The 24,332-nt window shown below is 44.6% G+C and carries 22 protein-coding genes and 1 riboswitch; of the genes, 8 read left to right on the top strand and 14 right to left on the bottom strand.

All coding sequences use genetic code 11. The annotated features are described in order from the left end of the window. Positions 1-14 precede the first annotated feature (14 nt). From ACQRBN_RS02555 to ACQRBN_RS02545, 3 genes are all read right to left on the bottom strand, one after another. The gene (locus ACQRBN_RS02555; RefSeq protein ID WP_427737371.1) at positions 15-668 is read right to left on the bottom strand and encodes a riboflavin synthase; all 654 of its coding nucleotides are present in this window, start codon (positions 666-668) and stop codon (positions 15-17) included. After that, positions 650-1,762, bottom strand: a complete 1,113-nt coding sequence (gene ribD / locus ACQRBN_RS02550) for a bifunctional diaminohydroxyphosphoribosylaminopyrimidine deaminase/5-amino-6-(5-phosphoribosylamino)uracil reductase RibD (RefSeq protein ID WP_427737408.1) — start codon at positions 1,760-1,762, stop codon at positions 650-652. The genes ACQRBN_RS02555 and ribD overlap by 19 nt, the downstream gene beginning before the upstream one ends. Before the next feature lie 194 nt (positions 1,763-1,956). After that, a riboswitch (FMN riboswitch) is annotated at positions 1,957-2,074 on the bottom strand. A 48-nt stretch (positions 2,075-2,122) separates the two neighbouring features. After that, positions 2,123-3,499: an MATE family efflux transporter gene (locus ACQRBN_RS02545; protein WP_427737369.1), complete on the bottom strand. Its 1,377-nt coding sequence runs from the start codon at positions 3,497-3,499 to the stop codon at positions 2,123-2,125. Positions 3,500-3,627: 128 nt separating this feature from the next. Here ACQRBN_RS02545 and ACQRBN_RS02540 point away from each other — a divergent pair, with 128 nt between their 5' ends. Continuing rightward, a complete protein-coding gene (locus tag ACQRBN_RS02540; protein WP_427737368.1) occupies positions 3,628-4,236 on the top strand; it encodes a DUF1836 domain-containing protein in 609 nt (202 codons plus the stop codon). A gap of 35 nt (positions 4,237-4,271) precedes the next feature. On the opposite strand, the gene ACQRBN_RS02535 is transcribed toward ACQRBN_RS02540, so the two are convergent. Together ACQRBN_RS02535 and ACQRBN_RS02530 are read right to left on the bottom strand one after the other, a co-directional pair. Beyond that, positions 4,272-4,568: a YerC/YecD family TrpR-related protein gene (locus ACQRBN_RS02535; protein WP_427737367.1), complete on the bottom strand. Its 297-nt coding sequence runs from the start codon at positions 4,566-4,568 to the stop codon at positions 4,272-4,274. 63 nt (positions 4,569-4,631) lie between these two features. Next, a complete protein-coding gene (locus ACQRBN_RS02530; protein ID WP_427737366.1) occupies positions 4,632-5,357 on the bottom strand; it encodes a phosphatase in 726 nt (241 codons plus the stop codon). 162 nt (positions 5,358-5,519) lie between these two features. Here ACQRBN_RS02530 and ACQRBN_RS02525 point away from each other — a divergent pair, with 162 nt between their 5' ends. Then, positions 5,520-5,807, top strand: a complete 288-nt coding sequence (locus tag ACQRBN_RS02525) for a hypothetical protein (RefSeq protein WP_427737365.1) — start codon at positions 5,520-5,522, stop codon at positions 5,805-5,807. Between the two features lie 35 nt (positions 5,808-5,842). After that, on the top strand, positions 5,843-6,328 hold the full coding sequence (locus ACQRBN_RS02520) for a hypothetical protein (protein WP_427737364.1): 486 nt from the start codon (positions 5,843-5,845) through the stop codon (positions 6,326-6,328). 173 nt (positions 6,329-6,501) lie between these two features. On the opposite strand, the gene ACQRBN_RS02515 is transcribed toward ACQRBN_RS02520, so the two are convergent. Next, the gene (locus ACQRBN_RS02515; protein WP_427737409.1) at positions 6,502-6,663 is read right to left on the bottom strand and encodes a hypothetical protein; all 162 of its coding nucleotides are present in this window, start codon (positions 6,661-6,663) and stop codon (positions 6,502-6,504) included. A 143-nt stretch (positions 6,664-6,806) separates the two neighbouring features. Between ACQRBN_RS02515 and ACQRBN_RS02510 the strand changes: the two genes are divergently transcribed. After that, entirely contained in the window at positions 6,807-7,865 is a 1,059-nt protein-coding gene (locus tag ACQRBN_RS02510; protein WP_427737362.1) for an ABC transporter substrate-binding protein, read from the top strand. Positions 7,866-7,937: 72 nt separating this feature from the next. On the opposite strand, the gene ACQRBN_RS02505 is transcribed toward ACQRBN_RS02510, so the two are convergent. From ACQRBN_RS02505 to ACQRBN_RS02495, 3 genes are all read right to left on the bottom strand, one after another. Then, on the bottom strand, positions 7,938-9,572 hold the full coding sequence (locus ACQRBN_RS02505) for a class I adenylate-forming enzyme family protein (RefSeq protein ID WP_427737361.1): 1,635 nt from the start codon (positions 9,570-9,572) through the stop codon (positions 7,938-7,940). A gap of 108 nt (positions 9,573-9,680) precedes the next feature. Then, complete coding sequence (locus ACQRBN_RS02500; RefSeq protein ID WP_427737407.1) at positions 9,681-11,369, bottom strand: glycoside hydrolase family 13 protein; 1,689 nt, start codon at positions 11,367-11,369, stop codon at positions 9,681-9,683. Positions 11,370-11,397: 28 nt separating this feature from the next. Continuing rightward, a complete protein-coding gene (locus ACQRBN_RS02495; RefSeq protein ID WP_427737360.1) occupies positions 11,398-12,264 on the bottom strand; it encodes an AraC family transcriptional regulator in 867 nt (288 codons plus the stop codon). A gap of 380 nt (positions 12,265-12,644) precedes the next feature. Between ACQRBN_RS02495 and ACQRBN_RS02490 the strand changes: the two genes are divergently transcribed. The 4 genes from ACQRBN_RS02490 to ACQRBN_RS02475 are packed head-to-tail and all read left to right on the top strand — an operon-like array spanning position 12,645 to position 17,857. Further along, the gene (locus ACQRBN_RS02490; RefSeq protein WP_427737359.1) at positions 12,645-13,931 is read left to right on the top strand and encodes an ABC transporter substrate-binding protein; all 1,287 of its coding nucleotides are present in this window, start codon (positions 12,645-12,647) and stop codon (positions 13,929-13,931) included. After that, entirely contained in the window at positions 13,931-14,782 is an 852-nt protein-coding gene (locus ACQRBN_RS02485) for a carbohydrate ABC transporter permease (RefSeq protein WP_427737358.1), read from the top strand. Before ACQRBN_RS02490 ends, ACQRBN_RS02485 begins: the two co-directional genes overlap by 1 nt. Further along, positions 14,782-15,630 carry a carbohydrate ABC transporter permease gene (locus ACQRBN_RS02480; RefSeq protein ID WP_427737357.1) on the top strand — a complete coding sequence of 283 codons (849 nt, stop codon included), beginning with the start codon at positions 14,782-14,784 and terminating at the stop codon, positions 15,628-15,630. The genes ACQRBN_RS02485 and ACQRBN_RS02480 overlap by 1 nt, the downstream gene beginning before the upstream one ends. 28 nt (positions 15,631-15,658) lie before the next feature. Continuing rightward, positions 15,659-17,857: an alpha-galactosidase gene (locus tag ACQRBN_RS02475; RefSeq protein ID WP_427737355.1), complete on the top strand. Its 2,199-nt coding sequence runs from the start codon at positions 15,659-15,661 to the stop codon at positions 17,855-17,857. A gap of 858 nt (positions 17,858-18,715) precedes the next feature. Here ACQRBN_RS02475 and ACQRBN_RS02470 read toward each other — a convergent pair. From ACQRBN_RS02470 to hydA, 5 genes are all read right to left on the bottom strand, one after another. Further along, positions 18,716-19,216 (bottom strand): CarD family transcriptional regulator, encoded by a 501-nt coding sequence (locus tag ACQRBN_RS02470; protein ID WP_427737354.1) that lies wholly within the window; start codon positions 19,214-19,216, stop codon positions 18,716-18,718. A gap of 325 nt (positions 19,217-19,541) precedes the next feature. Then, positions 19,542-20,714: a phosphopentomutase gene (locus tag ACQRBN_RS02465; protein WP_427737353.1), complete on the bottom strand. Its 1,173-nt coding sequence runs from the start codon at positions 20,712-20,714 to the stop codon at positions 19,542-19,544. Positions 20,715-20,753: 39 nt separating this feature from the next. Further along, a complete protein-coding gene (yqeB, locus tag ACQRBN_RS02460; RefSeq protein ID WP_427737352.1) occupies positions 20,754-22,163 on the bottom strand; it encodes a selenium-dependent molybdenum cofactor biosynthesis protein YqeB in 1,410 nt (469 codons plus the stop codon). 26 nt (positions 22,164-22,189) lie between these two features. Then, positions 22,190-22,945, bottom strand: a complete 756-nt coding sequence (gene yqeC, locus ACQRBN_RS02455; protein WP_427737351.1) for a selenium cofactor biosynthesis protein YqeC — start codon at positions 22,943-22,945, stop codon at positions 22,190-22,192. A 3-nt stretch (positions 22,946-22,948) separates the two neighbouring features. Further along, positions 22,949-24,316 carry a dihydropyrimidinase gene (gene hydA / locus ACQRBN_RS02450; protein WP_427737350.1) on the bottom strand — a complete coding sequence of 456 codons (1,368 nt, stop codon included), beginning with the start codon at positions 24,314-24,316 and terminating at the stop codon, positions 22,949-22,951. Positions 24,317-24,332 lie beyond the last annotated feature (16 nt).

Raw genomic sequence — 24,332 nt, 5'->3', positions numbered from 1 at the left:
CTCATTTTTCCTCCTTATATTCCATATTCTCTTAAGAAATCCATCGTAATCCCGGACGAAGCCTCTTCTTCCTCCGAAGCGGCAAATCCCAATAATCGCTCTACATATTTCCCCACAACATCATTCTCCAGATTCACCAGATTGCCTGGTGCCTTTTTCAATAGTGTGGTTTCTTCTCCGGTATGCGGGATTACCGACACTTGAAACCAGGTCTTTCCAACACTTGCCACCGTCAGGCTGATTCCATCGATACAGATAGAGCCCTTCTCCACAATCAGTTTCAGAATGGCTGAGTTGGTTTCAATGGTTACCCACACTGCATTCTCTTCTCTGCGGCAAGACTTAATTACTCCGGTTCCATCAATGTGCCCGGACACAATATGCCCGCCAAACCTTCCATCTGCCGCCATCGCCCGTTCCAGATTCACCAGATCTCCGGGCTTCCCTTGCCCCAGGCTGCTTCTCCGATAGGTTTCCGCCATAATATCTGCGGTAAATCCATCAGGTCTCAAAGACGTTACCGTCAGACACACCCCATTCACGGCAATACTGTCCCCAATCTTCGTCCCTTCTAATACCTTTTTTGCCTGAATGGCAATCTGTCCAGAACTTCCAGCCAATGCAATATGCCGGATTCTTCCCATCTCTTCTACGATTCCTGTAAACATACATTCACCTTCTTCACCTTATATTCCACCAACAGGTCTTCCCCGATCTGTGATACCTTCTCTAACTGAAGGGGTACAGCCTCTGCCGGGAGATCTATGCCCTCTCCGGATACCGGAGACTTTGCCAACTGTCCTCCGAACACCTTAGGCGCAATGAATGCCTTGATCTCCTGTACAATCCCTGCACGCAAAGCACTGTCATTCAACGTACCTCCGCCTTCCAGAAATACACTGTCGATTCCCTGTTCTCCGAGATACCTCATCAACTTCTTAAGATCCACTGTTCCCTTTTCATCAGGCACCACCGCCACCTGAAGCCCCAGATCTTCCAGACGCTTTATTGCCTCTTCATCCTCCACGGCACAGGCTATGATCGTCGGATACTCCCTTGCTGTCTGGCAGATTCGGCTGCCTAACGGAATTCTTAATCTACTGTCACAGATAATACGAACCGGGCTTTTCTTTCCCTCCAGACGAACATTCAGCATCGGGTCATCTGCCAGGACGGTTCCGATCCCTGCCATGATTCCCATACAACAGTGGCGCATCATCTGTACCTCCATCCGGGCATCTTCTCCGGTAATCCATTTAGACGCCCCTGTCTTCGTAGCAATCTTTCCATCTGCTGTCATCGCATACTTCATCACAACATAAGGGGTCTTCGTTGTAATATAGTGAAAGAACACGGGATTCAGACGGTCACATTCTTCTCTCATAAAATCTTCTTCCACCAGGACTCCCGCTTCTCTTAAGATCCTCGCTCCTTTTCCAGCCACCTTGGGATTCGGGTCGCGGGAGCCGATCACGACTCTGGCAATCTTATGCTCCAGAATCGCTTCCGTACAAGGCGGCGTCTTACCATAATGGCAGCACGGTTCCAGAGTCACATAGATGGTTGCCCCCTCTGCCGATTCTGTAAGCGCCGCAATCGCATTGCGCTCCGCATGAAGTTCTCCACAGCGCACATGATATCCTTCTCCGATGATCCGCCCTTCTTTTACAATAACAGCACCTACCATCGGATTAGGATTCGTCCATCCTCTTCCCTTCTTAGCCAACTCAATTGCCCTTAACATATAGTCGCGGTCTGTCATGTACATTCCTTCTTTCTTGTTCATTTTCTCTGATAGCATACCTACAGGACCTGCCACTGGCGGCTCCTTCCGGATGCTTTGGCACACACTAAAAAAGCCCGGCAGATAAATCTGCAGGGCTTTCTCCGGTCATAGTTCCAATATCAATGATCCTTTGTAATAAAAAGAATGTACTTTGCACATCTTAATACACTAGTCATCTTCTTCCATCCAGACTATACTGTCGGCCCCGGAATCTCACCGAATCAACCAAATCATTGGCTCGCGGGCTTTACCGCCGGTGGGGAATCACACCCCGCCCTGAAGATCGTTTCTATTCATGTAACATATTATAATCCCGTCATATGACATTGTAAAGACCTAAATCGCTTTTTCTCTCCATTTACCTCTCTTATAGCAGACGCAAGTTATGATGGCTCCCAGAACCCATGATATCAGAAGAGAGATATAGATACTTTCTCTGCGTCCTCCCGGGAATTCCGCACTTCTCGTCAGATGTACCAGTCCATACGCAATCGGCACACGCAAGACTATTGTCATGACAATCGATATCCACATCGGCGTCACCGTATCTCCTGCACCCCGCATAACACCTGACAAACTCTGAATAATCGCCATTGCAATATATCCAACCGCCAATATCCGCATCATATTCATACTAAGCGTTACCAAATCAGCCGTGTTCGTAAAGATACCCATCAAGAACTTGCCAAATATCAGAATCAATCCTGTGATCGTTGCCGAAAAGCCAATCGCCATTGCCGTTCCTTGCCTTGCTCCCTGAACCACACGGTCGTACGCTCTTGCACCGACATTCTGCCCGGCATAAGTTGTCATAGCCGTACCAAAAGAAAAGTTTGGAAGCATAGCGAAGCCATCCACACGCATGACAATTACATTGGCCGCGATAAACTTTTCTCCAAAACTATTGGTCAGGGACTGTACGATCAACATTGCCATAGACATGATCGCCTGCGTGACTCCTGAAGGGACGCCAAGGCGTATGATATTCAGCCCATGCTGGCGCGTCACCTTAAAATACGGCAGCCGAAAATCAAATAATTCCTTCATCCGCATTAATTTGAGCAGACACAACACAGATGATATCGCCTGAGCAATGACCGTTGCCAGCGCAACTCCACTGACCCCCATATCAAACTTCACCACGAACAGAAGATCCAGAATGATATTCAGCACACTTGCCACAATCAGATACAGCAAAGCGGAGATGGAATCCCCAAGTCCTCTTAAAATTCCGCTTAAGATATTGTAGAACGCCAATCCGGCAACTCCCAGAAACAGAATCCTCAGATAAGAAGTACACCAGTCCAAGATACTCTCGGGTGTCTTCAGGAGAATCAAAAGCGGCTTTGCCGCTACCGTCGCCATAATCATTACTAATATAGAGGCAATCCCTGTCAGGACGATACTATTTGCAATCGCTATGGACAGATCTTCCCGCTTTCTTGCTCCAAAGTACTGGGATACCATAATGCTGGCTCCCACACTGATTCCGATAAAAAGTACAATCAGCAGATTCAGGATCGGTCCGGCGCTTCCCACTGCTGCCAGAGCATTATCCCCAACGTAATTCCCCACAACCACGCTGTCTACCGTATTATAGAGCTGCTGGGCAATATTTCCGATCAGCATGGGAACCGTAAAGATCAGAATATCCTCCCAGGGCTTCCCCATAGTCATATCCACAGGGGCAAACATTTTCTTTAGTGCATTCATGTTCTTCCTCCTCGTTTACATACCTCCGATTCTGTTATATCATATATTATAATTTTTTGATATAGTATTTAAAAAATCCTTGTCATATAGTTTTAAAAACTATATAATAATTACATTGAGGTGATAATATGACGATAGACACAAAAGACATGCTAAATAGCATCTTATCCAGTATCTCGCGAATCGACTACGTGAGACCCGGGAATATTCCGAATATAGATCTGTACATGGATCAGGTAACAACATTCATGGAAGAACAGTTAAGTTCCACCAAACGCCATGACGATGATAAGATTCTGACCAAGACCATGATTAATAATTATGCCAAGAATAACCTGCTGCCGCCGCCGGTCAAAAAGAAGTATTCCAAAGAGCACGTACTGGTGATGATATTCATCTATTATTTTAAGAATATCCTGTCCATCAAGGATATCGAGACCATGCTTGCTCCCCTTACGGAGAAATATTTTGACACTGGGGAAGAATTCAATATGACTTCCATCTATGAGGAGATCTGCCAGTTGGAAAAGTCAAGAATTGACCTCTTACAGAAAGACGTTGCCAAGGCTTATAACGGTGCCTTGGACAGTTTCCAGGGTGTTCCTGAAGAAGACAGGGAATATCTTCAGTTCTTCGCATTCATCTGTAGCCTGAGTTTTGACGTCTATGTCAAAAAGCAGATTATCGAAAAATTAATAGACGAACTTCCGGAACCGGAGCATAAAAAGAAGAAATAAGGTCAGCGACCTTATTTCTTTTTATCTCTTCCGTCTTATTCTTGCGGTTTGTCAATCCTCTCAAATACCATATCATATCCATCATTACCATAATTAAGCGAACGGTTCACACGGCTGATGGTTGCAGTCGATGCCCCTGTCTTCTCTGCAATCTCGAGATACGTCTTATGCTCTCTTAACATCTTCGCCACTTCAAATCTCTGTGACAGCGAGAGCAGTTCGTTGATTGTACAGATATCTTCAAAAAACGTATAGCATTCTTCTTTATCTTTCAGACTTAATATCGCACTAAAAAGATAATCTACTGCATCAGTCCTAATCTTCTTATTCATAGCATAATCTCCTTCATAACAGATTCATCACTGTTACATTTTAACACAGTAAATTCATAAAGTCTACACCTTTTTATTTCGTTTTAAAGAAGTCTTTAATTTTTCCAATGTGACATTAGCAATCAGTTCTTCTGGGAAACCTATTTCCTCAAGAACACTCCCTGCATATGGGAATCCTGCGATATCCGCATCCACATGGGAATCGCTCCCCAGTACGATCAATGCCCCCTGTTTCTTGCACTCCTTCAATATCTGAAGACAATTCTCCCTGGTATTGACACGAAATCCCTCCGGACGCAGAGAAGAATTATTCACCTCAATCAACGTTCCGGTCTTCTTCGCTTCTTTTACAAATACCTCAAAATCAATCGGGAATCTTCCATCATCCGGATGACCGATAATATCCACATATTCATTCTGCATTACATTCAGATACGCCTCCATGACCAGTTCTTTTGAATGTTCCTCGTGAAAACACGGCGTATGCATGCTGGCAATGGCTATATCCAATTCCTCCAGAAGTTTCTGCGGGAGATCCACTTCTCCTGCTCTGTTCATAATATTTAATTCCGTTCCCAGCAAAAGTTCAATGCCGTTCATCCTCCTTGGCACGATCCGCAGATTTTGAAAATAATAGATATGGCAGGTTCCCGGCATCTCTGGCGCGTGCTCAGTGATCGCCAGCCCTTTCAATCCTTTCTCAGCCGCCATCGCTGCCATCTCACGGATGGTATTATATGCATGTCCACTGGCAAGCGTATGGGTATGAGTATCAATCTCTATCTTCATGAATTCTCCCTTCTTTCTTATAAAACATCTGGAAATATTATACAGCATATTGTTTCTCTTTTCTACACATTATAATCTTAGTCTTTATCGATTCCTATTGCAACAAGTACACCATGAAGTACAACAATCCGTTATGAAAGTTATGAGAAATGAGGTAATACGATGAAAAACATGAATTCCACACACGAAAACATAACTATGATGAATCTCAAATCTACGACAGATGATAAAACAACGTTAACTGAAAAATCCAAGAGTCAGCAATCCAATCAAAAAATCATTGACGAATATGACTATCTCTCCAATGCAGCCTCCATGCAGGACTGTACAGGATTAATCCCATCCGAGCCTGTCTCTGTGGAAGAAATCGAATCCTACGAGGAATTATATCATTTTCTCCCTCCAAACGGACGGGCAGCTAATATCAAACCAGACGAACATCCAAGATAATCCGGCATATATTAATCAAAAACGGAGTCTTAATTATGCCTTCTATGAACTTAGTAGCCGTAAACGGAGTCATCCAAAGCATCGCTCCTTTTGGTGACACCTGCTGCCAGCAACAGATTACCATCCAGAATCAGGACGGCGTCCAGAACTTTATTCTAACCCCTGATACGTATGTTATTAACGAAGTACGCTTAAGAGTCGGCATGAATGTTACTGCATTCTATGACGCGAACCTCCCGGTTCCGCTTATATATCCGCCACAATATCAGGCTATTTTCATCGGACGCAGGAATCCATATGAGACCATCTATGCCGGAGAATTTGATGAGAACCTCGAAGCCCTGGATGGCTCTCTGAAACTCAATGTCGAACGCGCCACCCCAGTGGTTACTTCTAACGGGCAGCCCTTTGACTGCTCACTCAGAGATTTTAACAATCTGCTTCTGATTGTATATTATTCAACTACTACAAGAAGCATACCGCCGCAGACAACGCCTCGAAAAGTGATTGTTGTTTGTTAGGGTTATCTGTCTTATGATGTCGAACTCTGATGATGAGCATTTCTTGATTATGGACATTCTGCGGATTATAATGAAAATACAACCTTATATTATTATCATACAAATGGAATCGAGGAATAGTCACTTGCTTATCTGGCAGTGACTATTCCTCATTTTCTTTGACTCCTATCTCATTACATCTGCCATCTATCTACATCCACCGCTTCTTTTCTTACATTATGATGCTGATTCTGATTTTCTGGTTTTGCCTTCTGCGTGATGCTGTTAAACTTTTCATTATTCTTCTTCTGATTTTGCTGTTCCTGTTTTTTCTTATTCATATCACTTTGATTCATAATAACCTCCGTTTCACCATCCTTTATTCATCTGAATATAGTATGCCACTTCTTTCAGATAATATTTATATTCCGATTCGTCATCTCACACAATCTATGTTTTCGAATATACTATACCATTAGGAATTTCAAGGAGGATATATATGAAAAAGCGATTACTTGCTGTAGTTCTTGTCGTTGCTATGACAATGACGACTCTTCTTGCATGCTCATCTAAGGATGACACCAAGGAGACTGCCTCTACGAAAGAAACAGAAACTAAGAGTGAAGATACGGAAGAACTTCCTGAAGTTACAAAGGTGATATTGAATGAAGTGGCTCACTCTATCTTCTATGCACCGATGTATGTAGCAATTGAGGAAGGATATTTTGAGGAAGAGGGGATTGATCTGGAACTTTTGACTGGGTTTGGCGCCGACAAAACAATGACCGCCGTCCTCTCCGGCAGCGCCGACATCGGCTTCATGGGTTCTGAAGCATCCATCTACACTTACAATGAAGGGGCCAATGATTATGTTGTGAACTTCGCCCAATTGACCCAGCGTGCAGGTAACTTCCTGGTTGCACGGGAAGAAATGCCAGATTTTACATGGGATGACTTGAAGGGCAAGGATGTTCTGGGTGGAAGAAAAGGTGGCATGCCTGAAATGGTTTTCGAATACATCCTGAGACAAAACGGCATCGACCCATCCACCGATGTCAATATCGACCAAAGCATTGATTTCGGCTCCACCGCAGCCGCATTTGCAGAAAACCAGGCGGATTTCACCGTTGAATTTGAACCAGGAGCCACAAATCTTGAAAAAGAAGGCAAAGGCTATGTAGTGGCCTCTCTCGGAACCGACAGCGGCTACGTACCATATACCGCATTCTCAGCAAAAAAGAGTTACATCGATAAGAACCCAGAAGTCATCCAGGGCTTCACCAATGCCTTGCAGAAAGGCATGGATTATGTACAGACACATACTCCGGAAGAGATTGCAGCCATCATAGCACCTCAGTTCAAAGAAACCGACACAGAAACAATCACTACCATTGTTACCCGCTACTACGACCAGGATACCTGGAAAGAGAATCTTGTATTTGAAGAGGAAAGTTTCGACCTTCTCCAGGATATATTGGAAGATGCCGGGGAACTTACCGAACGCGCACCATACGAAGATCTGGTCACGACAGAATTCGCTGACAAAGCAGCCAGATAATCAAAAAGGATATCATGCATAACAGATAATCCCCAATTATGCATGATATCCTTATATATTTCCAATAGATTCCTATCTCCGATTCTGTTCCTCTACCAGATGCGCTGCCCCATACATCTCTCGAAGTTTTGGCTTCTCAATCTTGCCAGTTGCATTACGAGGCACATCTGCAAAGATAATCTTCCGTGGTCTCTTATATCTTGGAAGTTTCTTACAGAATTCATTAATCTCTTCTTCCGTACAGATCACACCAGGCTTGATAGATACAATCGCCGCAGCAATCTCTCCCAGACGCTGATCCGGCAGACCGATTACTGCCACATCCAGAACCGCATCATTGGTACGCAGGAAATCTTCTATCTGCACTGGATAGATATTCTCTCCGCCACTGATGATAACATCCTTCTTACGATCTACCAGGAAGATGAATCCATCCTCATCCTCCATCGCCATATCTCCGGTATAGAGCCATCCGTCATGCAGTACTTCCGCTGTGGCTTTCGGGTCATTATAGTATTCCACCATCACGCCAGGACCTTTTACCGCAAGTTCACCAGTCTCTCCCTGTGTCACCAGATTGCCCTTTTCATCAATAATCTTCGTTTCCCAGCCATATCCAGCCTTTCCAATCGCCCCTACTTTATGGATATTCTCCACACCAAGATGTACGCATCCTGGTCCGATAGACTCACTTAAGCCGTAATTGGTATCATACTGGTGATGCGGGAAATATTCCTTCCAATGTTTAATCAGACTTGGCGGTACCGGCTGTGCTCCGATATGCATCAGACGCCACTGCTCCAACTGGTACATCTCAAGTTTAATCTTGCCGCTATCCAGCGCAAGAAGCAGATCCTGCGCCCACGGAACCAGTAACCATACAATCGTACATTTCTCTTCAGATACTGCACGAAGAATAAACTCCGGATTCGCACCTTTCAGAAGGACAGCCTTGCCTCCCGTCAGGAAACTTCCGAACCAATGCATCTTCGCACCCGTATGGTAAAGCGGCGGGATACATAAGAACACATCATCCTTCGTCTGTCCATGATGATTCTGCTCTACTTTTGCAGAATGCATCAATGCTTCATGCGTATGTAAGATTGCCTTCGGGAATCCTGTCGTTCCGGAAGAGAAATAAATTGCAGCATAATCATCATCGTTAATGTCAATCTTCGGAGACTGGCTGGAGCAGTTCGCAGAATGCATGACATAATCCTCTGCGAATCCCGGACATCCATCCCCCACATAATACAGTAATCTATGCTGGCTGATCTCATCTGCCACTTCTTCCACACGTCCGATGAATTCCGGTCCGAATACCAGCACGTCCACTTCTGCCAGTTCCACACAATACTTAATCTCATCCGCAGCATATCGGAAATTAAGCGGCACTGCCAACGCTCCCGTCTTCAGGATACCAAAATAAATCGGCAGCCACTCCAGACAGTTCATCAGCAATATTGCTACTTTATCTCCTTTTTTAATTCCTCTCTCCAGCAAAAGATTCGCGAAACGATTCGCTTTTTCATTAAAAACATTCCATGTAATCTCACGACGATAGTATGAAGCACGCACCGGCTCAATCAGTTCATACTCCTTCCATGTAACCCTTCTCGTCTCCGGCATCTCCGGGTTAATCTCCACAAGACATACATCCTCTCCATAGAGACGGCAATTCTTCTCCAAAATATCCGTAATAGGCATGATAATCCCCCTTTTATGATATATCTTTCCGTACGTATTTTCGCGCTTTAAAGCGCCCAATCACTAAAGTCCATCATACCGAATTTATCAAGAAATGTCAATCTCTATTTACACTAAATATACCACCGTTTCATAAGGCTGAAGTCCAATCTTCTCACCTATCTCACATTCCGCTGCCGCATCATTCCTATAATTCCCGATCAGAACCTTTCCCTGGCATCCAGCGAATTCCTCCGGAACCTCATACTCTACCTGCTGTTCGTTGAAGTTACACAGTACAAGCAGTTTCTCTTCTCCCAGCGTCCTCATATACGCATAAATCTCTTCACTGTCCGGAAGCAGCAAGTCATATTTGCCATACACGATGATCTCATACTGCTTTCTCAGAGCAATTAACTTCTTATAATAATGGAATACGGAAGTCTCCCTGCTCATCTGCTCTTTTGCATTGATTTCTTTATAATTCGGATTCACTGGAATCCACGGTGTTCCTGTTGTGAATCCTGCCTGGTCACTGTCGTCCCACTGCATCGGAGTTCTGGCATTATCCCTGCCCTTATAACTGATATAGTCGAACATATCCTCCGGCGCAACGATTCCCTTCTCTGTCAGTTCATGATATGCATTGATGCTCTCAATATCCCTGAACTCATCCAGAGAAGTGAACGGATAATTGGTCATTCCCAGTTCTTCTCCCTGATACACATAAGGAGTTCCCTGCATCATATGAAGACAAGTTGCCAGCATCTTCGCAGATACCTCCCGATACTGCGGACTGTCATTACCCATGCGTGACAGGAATCTTGGCTGATCATGATTGCACCAGTACAGGCTGTTCCATGCTTTGCCTTCTAACTCTGTCTGCCATTTGCTCATGATCTTCTTAAGTTCCGTCAGGCGGATCTTATTATGATTCCACTTAAAACTCTCGCCGCCATCCAGATCCATGTGCTCGAACTGGAACACCATGTTCAGTTCTTTTCCGGATGAAGATGCATATTTCTTCGCCTCTTCTACCGTAACACCAGAACATTCTCCAACCGTAATCAAGTCGTATTTTGATAAGACTTCCTGATTCATCTCTTGCAGATACTCATGGACATGAGGACCATTCACACAATATGGTCCAAAGTCTCCGTATCCACTCTTGCCAACTGCACCATCCGGCAGTCCCGGCACTTTAGAGATCAGGCTGATCACATCCATACGGAATCCGTCAATCCCCTTATTACACCACCAGTTCATCATACGGAACACTTCCTGTCTCACCTTCGGATTGTCCCAATTAAGGTCTGGCTGCTTGGGAGAAAACAGATGCAGGTAGTACTGTCCCGCCTCTTCATCATACTTCCATGCAGAGCCGCCAAAACATGAGCCCCAGTTATTCGGCTCCTTGCCTTCTTTTGCATCTCTCCAGATATAGTAATCTCGATATGGATTGTCCTCCGACTTCCGGCTCTCCACGAACCATGCATGTTCATCAGACGTATGGTTAACTACCAGATCCATCATAATTTTAATTCCGAGTTTATGCGCCCGATCCAGCATCCGTTCAAAATCATCCATTGTTCCGAATTCTTTCATGATTGCCTGGTAATCACTGATATCATAACCATTGTCATCATTCGGCGACTGATATACAGGTGACAGCCAGATTACATCAATCCCCAATTCTTTCAGATATTCTAGTTTTCCTGCAATTCCTTTCAGATCTCCGATTCCATCCCCGTTGCTATCACAGAAACTCCTTGGATAGATCTGATATACCACACTTTCTTTCCACCATGCCTTTTCCATCTTCGTTTCTCCTTCCATCTACAATCCTCTATTTCTTGTCAATTCCTTTTATGATTCGGTTCTTCTGTCGGTATTCCCTGGGCGGCATACCATATACACCCTTAAATGCCCTGGAGAAATGCAGTTGATTCTCATAGCCGACCGCAGCCCCAATATCTCCAATCGCCAGACCAGTGACTGCCAGAAGATCCGCCGCCTTCGTCATACGGTAATGAATCAAGAACTCCTGTGGTGATTCACCCACTTCTTTCTTAAATATCTTACCAAAATAACTGCGGTCCAACTTACATCTCCTTGCCATATCCTCTACGGTAATATCCTGAGCATAATTCTGTTCAATATAACTCATGACTTCCCTGACATAGAATGCGCTCAATTTGCCACTCTGCAGTTGACGTTTCGACGTGGAATAACGAATCATGCAGTCCAGAAAAAGATAGAGACGGCCAATCAGCCCCATCGGAGTCGCATCCTCACTCTTAATGAATGACATCATGCGTTCCTCCATCTCAGTTCCATGCTCCGGCGTATCCGGTATATAGATTGGAGTCTTCTGTGACACTCCTGCTGCCTCCATGCATTCTCTGGCCCTCAAGCCACCGAACTCAATCCAGACATACTCCCACGGATCATCCTGATCCGCCGAATACATATTCGCATATCCGGGCTCGATCAGAAATCCTGATCCGCCAGATATCTGATATATCATAGTTACGTTATTCTCATCATCCGAATATAACGTCCCCTTTCCCGATATTACATAGTGAAACAGATAATGATTCCTTACATATGGACCAAATGAATGCAGCGGCTTACACTGTTCATACCCAAATTGATATATTGTCAGATCCATAAAACGCTCATCTTGAAAAACCGAAAATAAAGTATCAGCCATTCCTTATCTCCTCTCTTTCCAACAATTACATTATATAATCACATCTCTCATACTTCTTCTCTTATATTGAGAACATATTACACTATTTTGACCTATTCTCCCGCTTTATTCTTTATATTTATAAAACGCTTTATACAATATTTTTCACAATTTCTTCCCCCCTTTTTTATATATTTTTAACGAAATTACCTTCTTTTCATCAATTATATACCATTATGCGTCTACACTTCAACTATTTTATTCCGAAAACGCATTTTGATAAAAAACCCCACACATTGAAACATTTACGTTTCTTCGTTAGACTGCTATCATTTTGTATAGAAAAAAAACAAATCTTCATGCAACATGACGAATGCATGAGAGAAAAGGAGAGGTGTGGAATGAAAAAGAAAGTGATTGCTGTACTTCTTATGGCAACAGTCTTGACCGGCATGGTAGCGACCACCGGATGCGGTAACTCTGCAGACAAAGACGGTAAGACCCATATTACCTTGGTACAGTACAAACCCGAAGCAGTCAAAGCCTTCGAAAAGATGGAGGAAGAATTCAACGCAACGCATGATGATATCGTGCTGCAAATCGAATCTCCGAACGATGCGATGACTGTACTGAAAACCCGTTTTATTAAGGAAGATACACCGGACATTATCGGTATCGGTGGAGATGTTAACTTCTCCTCCTTTATTGATTCTGACATGCTGATGGATATCTCCGACTTCGAAGGAATCTCAGAGATCAAGCCAGCATATCTGGAGATTGCTAAGAATCTGGAATATGTTCCGGAAGATGGTGTATTCTCTATGCCTTACGTTGCTAACGCTGCCGGAGTTCTCTATAACAAGGATATGTTCGAAGAACATGGCTGGGAGATTCCGACTACATGGAGCGAATTCACAGCATTATGTGATGAGATCCAGTCTGAGGGCATTCAGCCACTGTACTTTGGTTTCAAAGATACATGGACCTGTCTTGCACCATGGAACGCTCTCGCTGTAGACTTAGCTCCGGCCGACGTATGCCAGCAGGTGAACAAAGGCGAGACAACCTTCTCAGATGAATACGCAGAAATCTCCGAGAAGATGTTAGAGTTACTTCCTTATGGACCGGAAGATCCATTTGCATACAACTACAATGACGCTTGTACAGCATTTGCAAATGGAGAATCTGCAATGTACACAATCGGTAACTATGCAGTTCCTCAGATTACATCTGTGAATCCTGACATGAATATTGATTCCTTCGTAATGCCAGGAAGTGACAATGCAGATGAAAACGTTCTGAACTCTGGTATCGACCTCCAATTCTGTGTTACCAGTGACTGCGAGAACAAAGAAGCCGCTTATGAAGTACTGTCCTACTTATTAGCAGATGAGACCGTTCAGATCTATCTGGATGACCAGAGTGCAGTTCCTTGTAAAGAAGGAAACTTCGAACTTCCGAAAGTACTCGATGGTATGGCTGACTACATCAAAGAAGGCAAAATGGCCGATTACCAGGATCACTACTATCCTGCCGAGATGTCCGTAGATGCTCAGATCCAGACATTCTTAATCAACGGAGATGTAGATGCATTCCTTAAGAAATTCGATACCGACTGGACAAGATATAACAGAGATATCATCCGCAAGGTACAGGAATACGAAGAAAAAAATGGAGGGAATGAATAATGAAGAAAAAACTGAGTAGAAACCAAACCTTCATGTTAATCACAGTCCCAGTATTATTACTGTTCTTCTGTTTTAACACATTACCTTTGATCAAAGGTTTTATGTACAGTTTCACGAACTTTAAAGGATTCGGAAGCTACGAGATGGTAGGATTACGTAACTACGCTGACTTGTTTACAGATGCCCGTGTAGGAAAATCTTATCTCTTTACATTTAAATTCGCTATACTTGCTACAATCGTAACAAACGTTATCGCTTTACTGCTTGCATTAGGATTAAATGCAAAAATCAAAGCAAAGAGCGCTCTGCGTGGTGTATACTTTGTTCCTAGAATCCTCGGTGGTCTGGTTGTAGGTTATATCTTCGGATATATCTTCACTTACATCCTTCCGGCAATCACTGGCGGCTCCAGTATGCTTTCCAGCACAAAGACAGCATGGATCGCAATCGTAATCGTTGCTGCATGGCAGTCCATCGCACAGACAACTCTGATCTACATATCTGGTCTGCAGACAGTACCGGAAGACGTATATGAGGCCGGTGCAATTGATGGCGCTACAGGATGGAAGAGTTTCAAGGAATTAACCTTCCCACTGATCATTCCATTCTTCAGTATCAACATGGTATTAAGCATGAAAGACTTCCTGATGGTATTCGACCAGATCATGGCTTTGACCAAAGGTGGTCCTGCACAGAGTACAGAGTCTATCTCTTACCTGATCTACAACAATGGTATGGGAGGCGGACAGTTTGGTTTCCAGAGTGCCAACGCCGTTCTGTTCTTCGTAGTAATTGTTGCAATCTCTGTATTCCAGCTTAACTTCACAGGAAAGAAGGAGGAACAGTTATAATGAAAAAGAAAAACAAAGTTGCTGCTGCAACCAATTGGCCACTTACTATATTATTGATCCTTGGCTGTCTGACTGTAATCTTTCCACTTTACATGGCAGTTGTAATCGCATTCAAGAAACCGTCAGAGATGACCAACGATATTGCAGGAGCATTAAGCCTGCCAAAAAGCTGGAGTTTCGAGAACTTTGCTGAAGCTATGCGCGTGACAGACTTCTGGCATTCTCTCGGCTACAGTGTTATGATTACTGTAATCACCGTAGTTCTGGCAATCCTGATTCACTCTATCGCAGGATATGCAATCGGAAGAAGTATGGCAAAGAGCAAATTTTACAAATTCTCTTACCTCTACATTGTTAGTGGTATGTTCGTACCTTTTGCCATCCTGATGATGCCTCTGGTAAAACAGACTGCACAAATGGGGGTTGACAACTGGTTTGGTGTTATCTTATGCTATTTAGTGTTCTATATGCCGATGAATGTTATGCTCTACAGCGGCTACTTAAAGAACATTCCAATCGCACTGGAAGAGGCTGCTTTTGTAGACGGTGCTACCACATGGACTACCTACTGGAAGGTTATCTTCCCAATTATGAAGCCTATGCACGCAACCGTTGCCGTACTGACAGCCCTGGGAACATGGAACGACGTTATGACCCCTCTGGTAATTATGTCCGGAACAGGAACGAACACACTTCCACTTGCACAGTTAACATTCCAGACACAGTTCGGTACGAACTACAACCTGGCATTTGCTTCTTACTTACTTGCATTGATTCCAATCCTTCTGTTCTACATCGTATGCCAGAAGCAGGTTATCAATGGTGTTGTAAACGGTGCAGTAAAATAATTAGATATATTGAAATGAGGACAAACTTATGGCTATTTTATTTGACAGCACAAGCAGACTATTCACATTAGAAACTAACCATAGTATGTACCAAATGAAAGCCGACAGGTATGGGGTTTTACTCCATACCTGGTTTGGTATGAAGGGTTCAGTTTTCGACTATTCTTATCTGATCTCCTACGCAGACCGGGGCTTCTCTGGCAATCCTTACGAAGCAGAGGATGAACGTACCTACTCCCTGGATGTCCTTCCGCAGGAATATCCCACCTACGGAAGCGGCGACTACCGCTCAAGTGCATTAAAAGTCCGCTATCCGGACGGAACGACTGCCTGCGAATTAAGATACGCCGGACATAAGACGCTGGAAGGAAAATATGCTCTTCCAGGACTTCCGGCTATCTATGCGACAGAAGACACGAAAGCCGACACTTTAGTGATTACCCTGGAGGATACCCGCCACTGCTTCTATGTACATTTATATTATGGAGTACTCGAAGAACTTGATATGATCACAAGATCCGTCCGTATTGAGAATCACAGTGACGCAGAGATCTATCTTGAGAATGTTCAGAGTACTTGTATCGATTATTTACATGGTGAATTTGATTTGCATACGTTCTATGGCCGCCATGTAAAAGAACGCAATTACCAGCGTATGACCTTAAGACACGGAATCCAGTCTGTTGGCAGCACCCGCGGAACCTCCAGCCATCAGTATAATCCTTTCTTGATCCTCTCAGGAGAAGATACCACAGAAGAAAATGGAAGTTGTTACGGCTTCTCCTTCCTGTATAGCGGAGATTTTCTCGGAACTGCTGAGTACGACCAGTATAACCAGACCAGAATTCTACTTGGCATCCATCCTGACAACTTCTGCTACTGTGTAAAGCCAGGCGAATCCTTCTACGCACCAGAAGTTGCCATGGCATACTCTCACAATGGATTAGGAGAACTCTCCCGCATCTATCACAAGGCTTACCGCAATCACTTATGCCGGGGTAAATGGACAGCCACAAGACGTCCGGTTCTTCTGAATAGTTGGGAGGGCATATACTTTGACTTCAATGGCGAAAAACTGGTAAAGATGGCAAAAGACGCTGCCGAACTTGGCGTAGAACTCTTCGTCATGGACGACGGATGGTTCGGCAAACGGGAACTGGATGTATCCGGGCTTGGCGACTGGATCGTCAATGAGAAGAAACTTGGATGTACCCTTGGAGAACTTTCCGATCAGATCCATGATCTCGGAATGCAGTTCGGTATCTGGTTCGAACCAGAAGGCATTAACGAAGACAGCGACTTATATCGCGCACATCCGGACTGGGCACTTCAAGTTCCGGGCAAATCACCTTGCCGGTCTCGTCAGCAATTATTACTAGACTTCTCAAGAGAAGATGTAAGGGACTATATTTTCAGCCATATATGCCAAGTTCTTGATTCCGCTAAGATCGAATATCTGAAATGGGATCTCAACCGAAGCCTTTCAGACTTATACAGCGCCCTGCTTCCAGCAGACAGACAGGGAGAAGTAGCACATCGTTTCGTCCTCGGCTTATATGACATGCTGGAAAAATTGACACAGCGCTACCCGGATATGCTGATTGAAGGCTGCAGCGGAGGTGGCGGACGTTTCGATGCCGGTATGCTTTATTACACACCACAGATCTGGTGCAGCGATGATACCGACGCCATCGAACGACTCAGTATCCAGTACGGTACCTCCTTCGGATATCCAGTCAGCACCATGGGATCACACGTATCCAAATGTCCAAACGAACAGACCGGACGCAACACTCCGATCAATACCAGAGCAACCGTAGCAATGTCCGGAACCTTTGGATACGAATTAGATGTAAACGAGATGTCTGAGGAAGACAAGTCTATCGTAAGAAGCCAGATCGACGAATTCAAAAAATACTATGATCTGATCCAATATGGCGATTACTACCGCCTTACGAACCCGGATACAGCCGAGAGTTATCATGGATGGGAATTCGCCGCTGCGGATGGCAGCGAGGCACTCCTGTGTATCGTAGCACTCCAGATTCATCCAAACGGACCAGGCTGCTGGATGAAAGTAAAAGGACTGAAGCCGGATAGTATCTACACTGTGGACGGAAAAGAATACCCGGGTGATGTGCTGATGAATGGAGGGCTTTTGCTTCCAGCAGCAACGGAAGAGTATGAAAGTTTCCGCATTCATATTGTAGAAAAGATGGGAATTTGATTCATGAAGAGTAATTTGTAAGGTGTACGGCAGAGAGGGGCAGTATGGGAGTTCTTATCCGACTCCAATCGCCTACAAACCGTAAGTTCAAAAGAGGTCTAAAATCAGGAATCGAATGTATTCGCCGGAAAAATCTGAAAGATTTTTCCGACTCAGACATTCTTGAATTCTGTGCTTGTAGCACATAATTCATCCTGATTTTAGATCTCTTTTTCACTAACGGTTGTACGGCTCTTCTACGGATATGAACTCCCATACTTCCCCTCTTTGCCTGACATTCTTATGTGTGACTCTTCATGAACGGGGAGGATTCCTGGCGGAAATACGTGGGGAACGGTGTTGGATGGGTAACAGATTGGGAGTAGAACGGATGTAAGGAAGAGGGAGAGCGGGGCGAGTGATTGCTTTGCGTATTGGAATTGTGTTGGTTGGAACGAATTTATATTCATGAAACAAACAGGAGTTTTCTTCATTCTCTTACATGTCCAGCAGGTCTCCTCCACCAATACCGTTTCACACGCATCCCCGCCGGAATCCCCCACGGGAGAAAGCCTTGAGTCCACGGAGATGTCAGGTGCAAGGGCAGGGAAGTTGTGGGCTGCGGCCGTATCATAAGCCTTAGACCTCGTTGCAGAAAAAGATACCGTTCGTTCGTGCGAAACCAGGACTACAAGTCCTGGTTTCGAGGGCATCTGAGTCGTAAGGCCATCAAGGGCTTACGGCGAATATGCCCGGTTAGAACTGACGATATCTTTTTCTGTTACGAGGTCTTGGCGAAATGATCCGGCCAAAGCCCACAGCTTCCCTGCCCTTGCACCGTACACCTCCAACACTCCACTTTCTACATCAAATTCCCACTTACGCCTTCATTCGCTTCGTAATATATCCCTTCACTTCATCTTTCGGCATATCCAGCGCCACTGCAAGCTCCCCATACAGGAATCTCTCTGCAATATTCAGATACTTATCATCCACATTGATTGCTTTCTTCCCCGAAGCCATCCTCTTCATCTTCCGCAGATAAGAAGTCTTAATAATTGCAATCCACTCCCGGCACTGATTCTTCATCAACGCTTCTTTATATAACATCTCTCTCCGCTTCTCATCAGGCACCCAGATTGTCTCGATATTCGACATATCCGCAATCAGCATCTGCGCTTCTTCATTAGAGATCACTTCCCGAATCTGTTTCTTCTCATTATCCACAGGTGTATACAGAGTTCCACCGGCATCATAGAGCGGTTTTAAGGTATAGTAGTCTTTCTTCTTATCTGAACAACTCATATTCAGTTTCCCTATACTTGTCACTTCGCATACACCTTCTTTATAGTGCGCCACATAATCACCAATCTTGAACATAATTACCTCCTCATATGGTTCGATTCCACCTGTTCCAACATAAAGGACTGCCAAAGGCGTTTACCTGTAAGAAGATAAACAGCGTACAATCAAAGCATATATGCTTACAGATTGTACGCCAGTATGTCTGGAGTTACATCTATGAAGTTCGCTTTCACACCGACATAATCCCTTTATACACTATATTATATCACGTGAAAAATTTTAATGTAAGAACATTTTTCAAAATTTGTATAAAAAACTGTTAATATACACTATAATTTTTAATTACATAACAAGTATATGAAATACTACTACTTCAACTCAACAAGTACATGAAATACAGTTAATTCAACTTAATGTCAGAATAGAAACTCCTACCGTCTCCTCTATACTCTATCTGGAATATATCCGCTATCGTCTCTGCTATATCTGCAAAACTATTTCTAATGCCAAGATTCACATCTTGCTTTAGTGACTTTCCATAACATAGACAAGGGGTATATTCCCTGCTGTGATCCGTTCCTTTGAATCCAGGATCGCATCCGTGATCCGCCGTAATAATTAAGATATCATCCTCCCGCATCTTCTCCATCAGCATTCCAATCTGGATATCCACCTCATTTAACGCATTCACGTATCCCTCTATATCATTACGATGCCCGTATATCATATCAAAATCCACCAGATTCACGAAGCACAAGCCTTCAAAATCTTGCTCTGTTAGCGCTAGCGTCCGCTCCATATTCTTCGTATTGCCTTCATTCGGATAAGTTTCCGTAATTCCACTTCCGGCGAAGATGTCATTGATCTTCCCTACGCCAATCACTGCGTAACCTTTTTCCTTCATCACATCCAGAATCGTAGGTCTTGGAGGTATCAGGGAAAAATCATGCCTGTTGACGGTTCTCTGATAATCAGGATACTTACCCACGAAAGGTCTTGCAATCACACGTCCTACACCGTGCTCTCCCTTAAGAATAGTTCTTGCCTTCTTACAGTCATCATATAATTCCTCTAAGGGCACGATTTCCTCATGGGCTGCAATCTGGAACACACTGTCTGCCGAAGTATAGACGATTAATTTCCCCGTCTCCACATGCTCTTTTCCATAAGTTTTAATAACCTCCGTCCCGGAATACGGAAGATTGCACAATGTTCCCCGCCCCGTCTGACGCTCGAATTCTTCAATGATCTCCTGCGGAAATCCATTGGGATAAGTAGGCATTGGCTTTTCTGATACTACTCCCGCAATCTCCCAATGCCCTACGGTTGTGTCTTTTCCCGCAGACTTCTCTGTCATCTTAGCATAACATCCAATCACGCCATCCTGCTCATCCCGAAAAGAAGTTCCTTCCAGATTATATAGCCCCAATGCTGTCATATTAGGAACACATAACCTTCCGCTTCGAACACAGGTGCCGAAGGTATCACATCCCACATCATCGAATTTCTCTGCATCTGGTGCTTCTCCGACACCTGCACTATCCAATACAATTAAAAATACCCGTTTCCCCATATTGCCACACTCCTTTTGCTCAGATTATTTATTGTATTATCATTTCAAATCAGATTGGAAATCAATATCCCGTAATTCTTCTTCCAAAGCCTCCAACATCATAATCTCTTGTGGATACCGTCTCATTACCTGACGGCCTCCCACATCCCCAGTTAACGAAAGCAAGTCCGGAAAATATCTTCTGTCCCATACAACCGGATTTCCCGGCTGTCCATCTCTTCCAACGCAAACAATTTTCCCCAAGTTATTTCCTGCCGTCTCAATCAGCCGCTCCATCGTCTGATATCTAATGTCCGGCTGATCACATACCGTAAACAGAACACCTTTCAATCCCGGATTCCTCTTCAGACACGCTTCTAAACCCAAACGCACTGAATACGAGATTCCTCTATCCAGATGCCAATTCTCCACCACATGAATTCCCGCTTCCTCTGCTTCTGCTGCAATTTGCGGATACCTGGTCACTACGAATCTTGGAACATCTGCAAACTTCTTTAATTTCTCGAGCATATGCTGATACATAGGTCGCGAATCTATTTCTGCAAGAAGTTTATTATCTCCGAATCTTCTGCTGCCTCCTGCCGCAAGAAGAACAATCGCATAATCCGCCGTCTTTTCTTGCTTCTGAGCAGTCCTGTCAATTCCCATCTCTGTTACACACTTTGCATTCTTGTCATAAGTCCTGATTGCCTTTACGACCCCATCTCCTATAATTCTTGCCTTATCGGATATGGTATCACAGAGTTCTCTGGTGGCTCTGGCATCGATATCTCCTATTTTCAGACCTTTTTTTACTCGTACGCCTGGCTGAAGCATGCCGCGGACAATGCCAGACATCTTCGCATACACAGGTACATTACCGGTTCTGGCAACCATCTGTCCTTTCTCTACCACAGTTCCGATAGTCACGCATGGCTCTATTACTCCATCTGCTTCTGCCTTGATTAGCCTTTCTATCGTATACCCTCCTACATTGCCCGGAACACCGGTATTGGGAATCGCACTACCTTCCCAGATAATCTGCCCAAGACTCCGCCCACGCTTCGTCTCAATCACGCAGTGACAATCTTTGCCTCCGCAAAATCCAGGACCTACCCCTATCACAAAAGGAGCATCCGTCATAGCAGTACCCGTATTACGCTTCGCCATAATCGCATCTACAATTACTTCCGGCTGATACTCCCAGCTGATAGTTGCCTCTTCATCCGCAATCACCGCAATATCTCCTGCTGCCAGAACCTTTTTCGCCTCTTCTATATTATATACACGAATCCCCCGCATATTCTCTACCTGTACTTCATCCTCATATATCGCACGGGAAAGGGCAACAGATCTTCGTACCGTAAGTGGCACCTCTCTCTCAGTCATAATGATCTGACAGTCACAAGCAGAAAGTTTCGATGCAATACCCGTTGCAAGATCTCCTGCTCCCTTTATCAACACCTTCATATATATTAATATCTCCTAATCACAACCTATACTAATTCCGCAGTCATATGCACTTGCCTGATACCATACCACGCTAATTCCTCCGCTATCTGCATTCCAATCTCTCTCCTGCCGGAATCATCTGCCTTATTCAGAATCACATGATAATCCATCCAATCTGCCACATCCTTTCTGCCTCCCCGACCATCACTTGCCAATACAGCAATATCGTGAACAGTCAGAATCTGGCGACAGTTCTTCCCGAGGATCTCTGAGACATATTCTTCTCTTAAGCAGACCTGGTCAATTCGTTTACCAACAGCGTCCAAACCATACACCGACAAGACCTTTCCCGACTCCGGCAGAATCACCGGCTCATGATCTGCAGGCGCCTTACACGGAAGCCCTCTGGCACCGTCCGACTCTATCAGAAGCAGAATCCCTGCTTCTTCTACCATCTCTATCACTTCCCGAAGGAATTCTCCGGAAAATGACTCTAATTTCCCTTTGGCGCATGGGCTTCCCATCCACACTTTTCCTTCTTTCGCAAGAATCTGTTTTAAACGTTTCTTAGAAGGCGTGCCTAGAAAATAATCTGCCTCTATCACCTGAATATGAGTTGTTGTCGTAACGATCACTGGAACCTTCCTACTCTCAGCCTCTTTCATCATCCTTCGGATAACCGTAGTCTTTCCTCCGGCTCCGACAACTGAGATTACCTGCCCCATCTCATCAGAACAGCCAATGGCTTCTGACAAATACTTCTCTGTTCTCCATCTTCCATCCACATAACTTTCTATCATTGATCATCTGCCCGCTTCTATATATTGACCAGCATATGCTTCTCTAATCTGCCCATCTTCTGCGACTAGATTCCCTCGCAGATACACCTGCTCAGCCCTTCCTTTTAACTTAGTCCCTTCATACAGACTATATCCACAGGCAGACTGCTGCTTTTCCGCTTCCACTTTCCATTCGGTTTCAGGATTCCACACTACGATGTCCGCATCACTTCCCGGTGCGATCGCTCCTTTTTGCGGATAGAGATGACAAAGTCTGGCAGGATTCTCCGAAAGCAGTTTACACATCTGCTCCATGGTAATCATTCCTTCTCCGACACCCTTGTAATGCATCAGTGCCGGTCTTTCCTCTGCTCCTGGCATCCCATATGTCATCCCGGCAAAATCCTCTGCTCCTTCCGCTTTCTGACTGTCCGTAAATCCCCAGTGATCGGATGCGACTGCCTGCACCGTATCCTCTTTTAACGCTTTCCACAGAGTTTCCCTATCTTCCTCTCCCCGAAGCGGCGGCACCGTCAGATAGCGGACCGCTTCCTGATTCTCTAATATATATTTACTTTCATCCATGAATAAATATGGCATAGACGTCTCTACATAGACTGTCTGCCCGCTTTCCCTCGCCCGCCGTATCTCTTCATATCCTTCCTTGGAACTTAAGTTCACAATTACAACCGGGGTATCCACACACCTGGCAATCTTCAATATTCTTCCAATCGTCTCAACTTCTGCCCATACAGGTCTTGCATAAGGATAGTCCGATATCAAAGTTCTTGAACCCTTTTCCCTTGCCACTTCCTCCATGCGCGCTGCTATGATTCCTCGATTCTCACACTGAAAACCCGCGATACCGCCCAATTCCTTCACTCTTGCCAGCATCTCATAAATACTCTGATCATCCAAAGTCATCGTATCTTCCGGCATATACAGACGAAACGAATGAATCCCTTCTTCCACAATATGCCCCAGTTCTTCGCTTATTTCTTCATTCCATTCTGTCAGCACAAGGTGGAGCGCATAATCACAACTTACTTTTCCTTCTGTCATCATCCTTCTATGATTCACTACCTCTTCAAGAGACTTCCCGGATTCCTGTACTGCATAATCTACTACGCAGGTCGTCCCACCTGCCAGTTCTGCTTTGGTGCCCGTCTCCATTCCATCCGCTGTCAGAATCCCCGACACTTCCTGATCCATATGAATATGGGAATCCACGAATCCCGGAAGCAATAGCTTTCCTCTCACATCGATGACCTCCACATCCCGGAATGCCAGTTTCTCTCCCATAGCAAGAATCTTCTCTCCCTTGACCAGGACATCTAACTTCTTCAAACCATCCCCGCTTACCACGGTTCCTCCACGAAATAACCGCTTCATAATCTATATCTTCCCT

This window comes from Bariatricus sp. SGI.154 (assembly GCF_050313795.1).
Taxonomy (GTDB): domain Bacteria; phylum Bacillota; class Clostridia; order Lachnospirales; family Lachnospiraceae; genus CAMBRQ01.
Note: the sequence above shows the minus strand (reverse complement) of the source record. Positions and strands in the feature narration are given on the sequence as shown.

Excerpts from the sequence above, each read along its gene's own strand:
- yqeB (WP_427737352.1), bottom strand. The coding sequence starts at position 22,163 with ATGAAGGTGTTGATAAAGGGAGCAGGAGATCTTGCAACGGGTATTGCA.
- ACQRBN_RS02505 (WP_427737361.1), bottom strand. The coding sequence starts at position 9,572 with ATGCCTATTACGGATATTTTGGAGAAGAATTGCCGTCTCTATGGAGAG.
- ACQRBN_RS02515 (WP_427737409.1), bottom strand. The coding sequence starts at position 6,663 with ATGAATCAAAGTGATATGAATAAGAAAAAACAGGAACAGCAAAATCAG.
- ACQRBN_RS02545 (WP_427737369.1), bottom strand. The coding sequence starts at position 3,499 with ATGAATGCACTAAAGAAAATGTTTGCCCCTGTGGATATGACTATGGGG.
- ACQRBN_RS02520 (WP_427737364.1), top strand. The coding sequence starts at position 5,843 with ATGCCTTCTATGAACTTAGTAGCCGTAAACGGAGTCATCCAAAGCATC.
- yqeC (WP_427737351.1), bottom strand. The coding sequence starts at position 22,945 with ATGATAGAAAGTTATGTGGATGGAAGATGGAGAACAGAGAAGTATTTG.
- hydA (WP_427737350.1), bottom strand. The coding sequence starts at position 24,316 with ATGAAGCGGTTATTTCGTGGAGGAACCGTGGTAAGCGGGGATGGTTTG.
- ACQRBN_RS02470 (WP_427737354.1), bottom strand. The coding sequence starts at position 19,216 with ATGTTCAAGATTGGTGATTATGTGGCGCACTATAAAGAAGGTGTATGC.
- ACQRBN_RS02480 (WP_427737357.1), top strand. The coding sequence starts at position 14,782 with ATGAAAAAGAAAAACAAAGTTGCTGCTGCAACCAATTGGCCACTTACT.
- ACQRBN_RS02510 (WP_427737362.1), top strand. The coding sequence starts at position 6,807 with ATGAAAAAGCGATTACTTGCTGTAGTTCTTGTCGTTGCTATGACAATG.
- ACQRBN_RS02475 (WP_427737355.1), top strand. The coding sequence starts at position 15,659 with ATGGCTATTTTATTTGACAGCACAAGCAGACTATTCACATTAGAAACT.
- ACQRBN_RS02530 (WP_427737366.1), bottom strand. The coding sequence starts at position 5,357 with ATGAAGATAGAGATTGATACTCATACCCATACGCTTGCCAGTGGACAT.
- ACQRBN_RS02555 (WP_427737371.1), bottom strand. The coding sequence starts at position 668 with ATGTTTACAGGAATCGTAGAAGAGATGGGAAGAATCCGGCATATTGCA.
- ACQRBN_RS02525 (WP_427737365.1), top strand. The coding sequence starts at position 5,520 with ATGAAAAACATGAATTCCACACACGAAAACATAACTATGATGAATCTC.
- ACQRBN_RS02540 (WP_427737368.1), top strand. The coding sequence starts at position 3,628 with ATGACGATAGACACAAAAGACATGCTAAATAGCATCTTATCCAGTATC.
- ACQRBN_RS02495 (WP_427737360.1), bottom strand. The coding sequence starts at position 12,264 with ATGGCTGATACTTTATTTTCGGTTTTTCAAGATGAGCGTTTTATGGAT.
- ribD (WP_427737408.1), bottom strand. The coding sequence starts at position 1,762 with ATGACAGACCGCGACTATATGTTAAGGGCAATTGAGTTGGCTAAGAAG.
- ACQRBN_RS02535 (WP_427737367.1), bottom strand. The coding sequence starts at position 4,568 with ATGAATAAGAAGATTAGGACTGATGCAGTAGATTATCTTTTTAGTGCG.
- ACQRBN_RS02490 (WP_427737359.1), top strand. The coding sequence starts at position 12,645 with ATGAAAAAGAAAGTGATTGCTGTACTTCTTATGGCAACAGTCTTGACC.
- ACQRBN_RS02500 (WP_427737407.1), bottom strand. The coding sequence starts at position 11,369 with ATGGAAAAGGCATGGTGGAAAGAAAGTGTGGTATATCAGATCTATCCA.
- ACQRBN_RS02485 (WP_427737358.1), top strand. The coding sequence starts at position 13,931 with ATGAAGAAAAAACTGAGTAGAAACCAAACCTTCATGTTAATCACAGTC.
- ACQRBN_RS02465 (WP_427737353.1), bottom strand. The coding sequence starts at position 20,714 with ATGGGGAAACGGGTATTTTTAATTGTATTGGATAGTGCAGGTGTCGGA.